Annotated in this window: 4 protein-coding genes; all 4 read right to left on the bottom strand. The window is 67.0% G+C overall.

Features of this window, described 5'->3' with window-relative positions:
* Positions 1-29: 29 nt before the first annotated feature.
* On the bottom strand, positions 30-1,070 hold the full coding sequence (locus tag ACK5KK_RS08740) for an alanine racemase (protein ID WP_416889702.1): 1,041 nt from the start codon (positions 1,068-1,070) through the stop codon (positions 30-32).
* A 2-nt stretch (positions 1,071-1,072) separates the two neighbouring features.
* Complete coding sequence (der, locus tag ACK5KK_RS08735) at positions 1,073-2,392, bottom strand: ribosome biogenesis GTPase Der (protein WP_416889701.1); 1,320 nt, start codon at positions 2,390-2,392, stop codon at positions 1,073-1,075.
* Positions 2,389-3,060 (bottom strand): (d)CMP kinase, encoded by a 672-nt coding sequence (gene cmk, locus ACK5KK_RS08730; RefSeq protein WP_416889700.1) that lies wholly within the window; start codon positions 3,058-3,060, stop codon positions 2,389-2,391. Before cmk ends, der begins: the two co-directional genes overlap by 4 nt.
* Positions 3,061-3,105: 45 nt before the next feature.
* Positions 3,106-3,731, bottom strand: a 626-nt coding sequence (locus ACK5KK_RS08725) for a prephenate dehydrogenase dimerization domain-containing protein (RefSeq protein WP_416889699.1), incomplete at its 5' end; no start/stop codon positions are given.

The raw sequence follows: 3,731 nt of genomic DNA, 5'->3' as shown, positions 1-3,731 counted from the left end.
TCACCGTTTCGCTCACCAGGTCTCCCTTCTCAGGCGTTGAGCCCGCGGGCCGTGACGGGCCACGCATCAACCACGGTGCCATCAGCGACCACGAAGAGTTCGTCGACGAGGTTGATTGCGTTGCATGCGTGATTCGGCACGACCCGCACAACCGTGCCGAGCCCGGGCAACGGGCCCCCACGCATGTCGACCACGGCGTGATGCTCCGACAGCGACAGGATCCGCGCCTGAGGTTCGTCCAGCAGCCGTCCTGAACCGGACGCCCATAGGGGTCGGTCCGCCCCTAGAACCTTGGAACCGGCGTCGAGGATGAGGCGACCACCGGCGTGACTCACGACAGTCGCGTGGCAGGAGAGCGCGATCTGTTCGGTCGAGCAGGCACCCAACTCCCACTGCTGCGCGTCGTTCACCACATAGACGCCAGGGCGCACCTCGCTGAGTCCGACCCCGGTCGCCGCGAGGCTGGGGCTTGAGCCACCGCTGACCACGTGCGGCTCCACTCCGGCGTCACGCAGGGATGTTGCTGCCCGGAGCAGTGCGTCCGCCTCGGAGTGCGCAGCCTCCTCTCGACCACCCGGTGCGTAGCTGTGTCCAGGGAAGGCAAATACGCCAACCACGGGCAGCCCGACCGCCACGGCCGCCGCCGCTAGCTCGCCCGCCTCCCGCGGGTCGACTCCGGTCCGGTGGTGGCCCGAGTCGACCTCGACGAGCGCACTGACACCGCTGCCGACCAGCCGTCGTGCCCCTTCTGCCGAATCGATGCCAACTGTCACCACCGCCCATTCGCTCACCCGTCTCAGGCGCGCGTGGCGTTCCTCGTCGATCCACAGCGGGTAGGCAATAAAGAGGTCATCGAACCCGGCTTGGGCGAAGACCTCGGCCTCCCCGATCGTGGCGACCGTCATGCCAGATCCGCCCGCATCGCGTTGCCGCAGAGCGATCTCGGGGCATTTGTGGGTCTTCACGTGGGGACGTAGCGCGATCCCGCGATCAGCGGACCAAGCCGCTGTCCGCTCGATGTTGGCGTCGAGGACTTCAAGATCCACGGCGAGGAAGGGGGTGGCCGGCACAATCACTTCCCGCGCTTCTGCCTCGGACGCACCTCGATGATGACCGGCGTGCCGGCGAACCCGAACTCCTCCCGCAACCGTCTCTCGACAAACCGGACGTAGGGAGGATCCATCCGCCCGCTCGTGAACAGGGCGAATGTCGGCGGGCAGTTCTGCGCCTGGGTTCCGAAGAGAATCCGTGGCTGCTTGCCGCTCCGCACTGGATGCGGATGGGAGGCTGCGACACGTCCGAGAAAGGCATTGAGCTGTCCCGTTGTCACGCGAGTCTCCCAGCCCGCCAAGGCGGCATCGACAGCCGTCTTGAGCTTGTCGACGTTGCGTCCCGTCAGTGCCGAAATGTTCACCCGCGGTGCCCAACCAAACGCTTGCACATCACGCTCGATCTCGCGTGTCAGATAACGACGACGTTCATCGTCGGTCAGGTCCCATTTGTTGTAGGCGATGACGAGCGCCTTGCCCGCCTCTTCCACCATGGTGAGCAGCTTCAGGTCTTGATCGGCGATCGTTTCTGAGGCGTCAATCACCACCACACACACCTCGGCGCGCTCCGCGGCCTGTTGGGTCCGCAGTGACGCGTAGTACTCATGTCCCGATGCCTCTTTGACACGACGGCGCAGGCCTGCCGTGTCGATAAACCGATCGGTCTCACCCCCCAGGGTGACGAGCTCGTCCACCGGGTCGACAGTCGTCCCGGCCACGTTGTCCACCACGGACCGGTCCTGTCTGGTGAGTTTGTTGAGCAGGCTCGACTTTCCGACATTCGGCTTGCCCACGATGGCGACTCGCCGGGGGCCGCCCGGCTCTGGGTCCTCCTCCCGTGGCGCTTCGGGTAGCGCGGCCAACACCGCGTCCAACAAGTCGCCTGAACCGCGCCCGTGCAGCGCGGACACGGGATGCGGCTCCCCGAGCCCGAGGTTCCACATCCCAGCCGCCTCGGCTTCCAACCGCTGGTCGTCGACCTTGTTCGCCGCGAGGACGACAGGCTTGGCCGACCTGCGCAGCACCCGGACTACGGCCTCATCCTCATCGGTGATGCCCACGGTCGCGTCCACGACGAGCAGGACGGCGTCCGCCGTCGCAATGGCCAGTTCGGCTTGTTCGGCGATCCGCGCTGCCATGCCGCGCGCGTCCGAGGCCCAGCCGCCGGTGTCCACGATGATGAACTCCCGACCATTCCAGCTCGCGTCGTAACTCACCCGGTCGCGGGTGACTCCGGGCAGGTCCTGGACGACAGCCTCGCGGCGGCCAAGGATTCGGTTAACCATCTGCGACTTGCCGACATTGGGCCGGCCCACGACGGCGAGGACGGGCCTCGTACTCATGCGCGCACCTCATCGACCAGAGCGAGCACGACGTCGACGACGTGGGTGAAGCTCAACTCGGACGTATCAAGGTGGTGAACTCCGTCGGCCGCCTGCGTGAAGTTCACCAACAGTGAGTCGTCTGCGTCGCGGCGCAGCACTTGGTCGCGCAGATCCGCTTCGCTCACCTGCCCGGCCAGCTCGCTCCCGCGGCGCGCGAGGCGCTCGACCTCCGACGCGGTGAGCAGAATCCGGACGTCGGCGTCCGGGTAGACCACCGTCGTTACGTCGCGGCCCTCGGCAACGACACCACGCGGATCGGAGTCCATCAGCGCCCGCTGGCGTCTCACAAGATCGGCCCGACACTCCGGGATGGTCGCCACTGCCGAAACGTTCGCGGAGGTGCGCGGCTCGCGTATTTCCGCGGTGACCTCGCGGCCGTTGACCCGGACCCAGTGCGCGTCCGGATCGAGTGAGATCTCGATGTCGGCGCCCGTGGTTGCCGCGATCACGGCCGCAGTGTCGGCTGGATCGACACCCGAGTCGAGGAACGCAACCGTGACCGCCCGGTACATGGCGCCGGTGTCGAGATAGCCCAACGACAGGCGGCGAGCGACTTCTCGGGCAGTAGACGATTTCCCGGACCCACTCGGGCCGTCGATAGCGATGACGAGACGCGTTTGTGACACCGCAGCAGTCTACTGACTGCGGCTCGCTGCCCGCGCACGCTCCAGCTAGGGGCGAACCGTCCAGCCAGCCTCCATCATCGCGGTGGCCAGCTTCGCGGAGGCGCTTGGCTCGACATGCACGGCCAGCCAGCCCACCCGTCGCTCCAGATCGTGGTCGATCGTGACGTCCTCGACATTGACACCGGCATCGTCAATGTCGGCGAATAGTCGCGCCAACGCACCCGGCTCGTCCGGGATCTCGATGACAACGTGCATCCAGGCGCTCGAGGGTGAGCCGTGCTTTCCGGGCAGTGACCTCACCCCTTGCCGCCCCCGATCCAGAAAAGCTCGCACGGCCTCTGGGTCGTCCAGCACGTCGATGAGTTCCCCGAGCCGGGTGTGGAGACCCTCCAACTCGACGCGTAGGGCCTGCCAATTCGCCGCAATGATCTGCTGCCACAGCCGCGGATCCGAACCAGCAATGCGGGTCACGTCGCGCACCCCCTGGCCCGCGAGGCGGAGGTGCTCCGGCGGCAGGTCGACGAGCCCCCCCGCGACCAGCGCGCTCATCAGTTGCGGCACGTGGGAGACCTGGCAGACCGCCTCGTCGTGGTGGGCCGCCGACATGGTGACCAGCCGCGCACCACACACTTCCGCGACCCGTCGCACGACCAACACTGCCTGCGACGAGG

The organism is Microbacterium sp. (assembly GCF_047972865.1).
Classification (GTDB): Bacteria; Actinomycetota; Actinomycetes; order Actinomycetales; family Microbacteriaceae; genus Microbacterium.
Note: the sequence above shows the minus strand (reverse complement) of the source record. Positions and strands in the feature narration are given on the sequence as shown.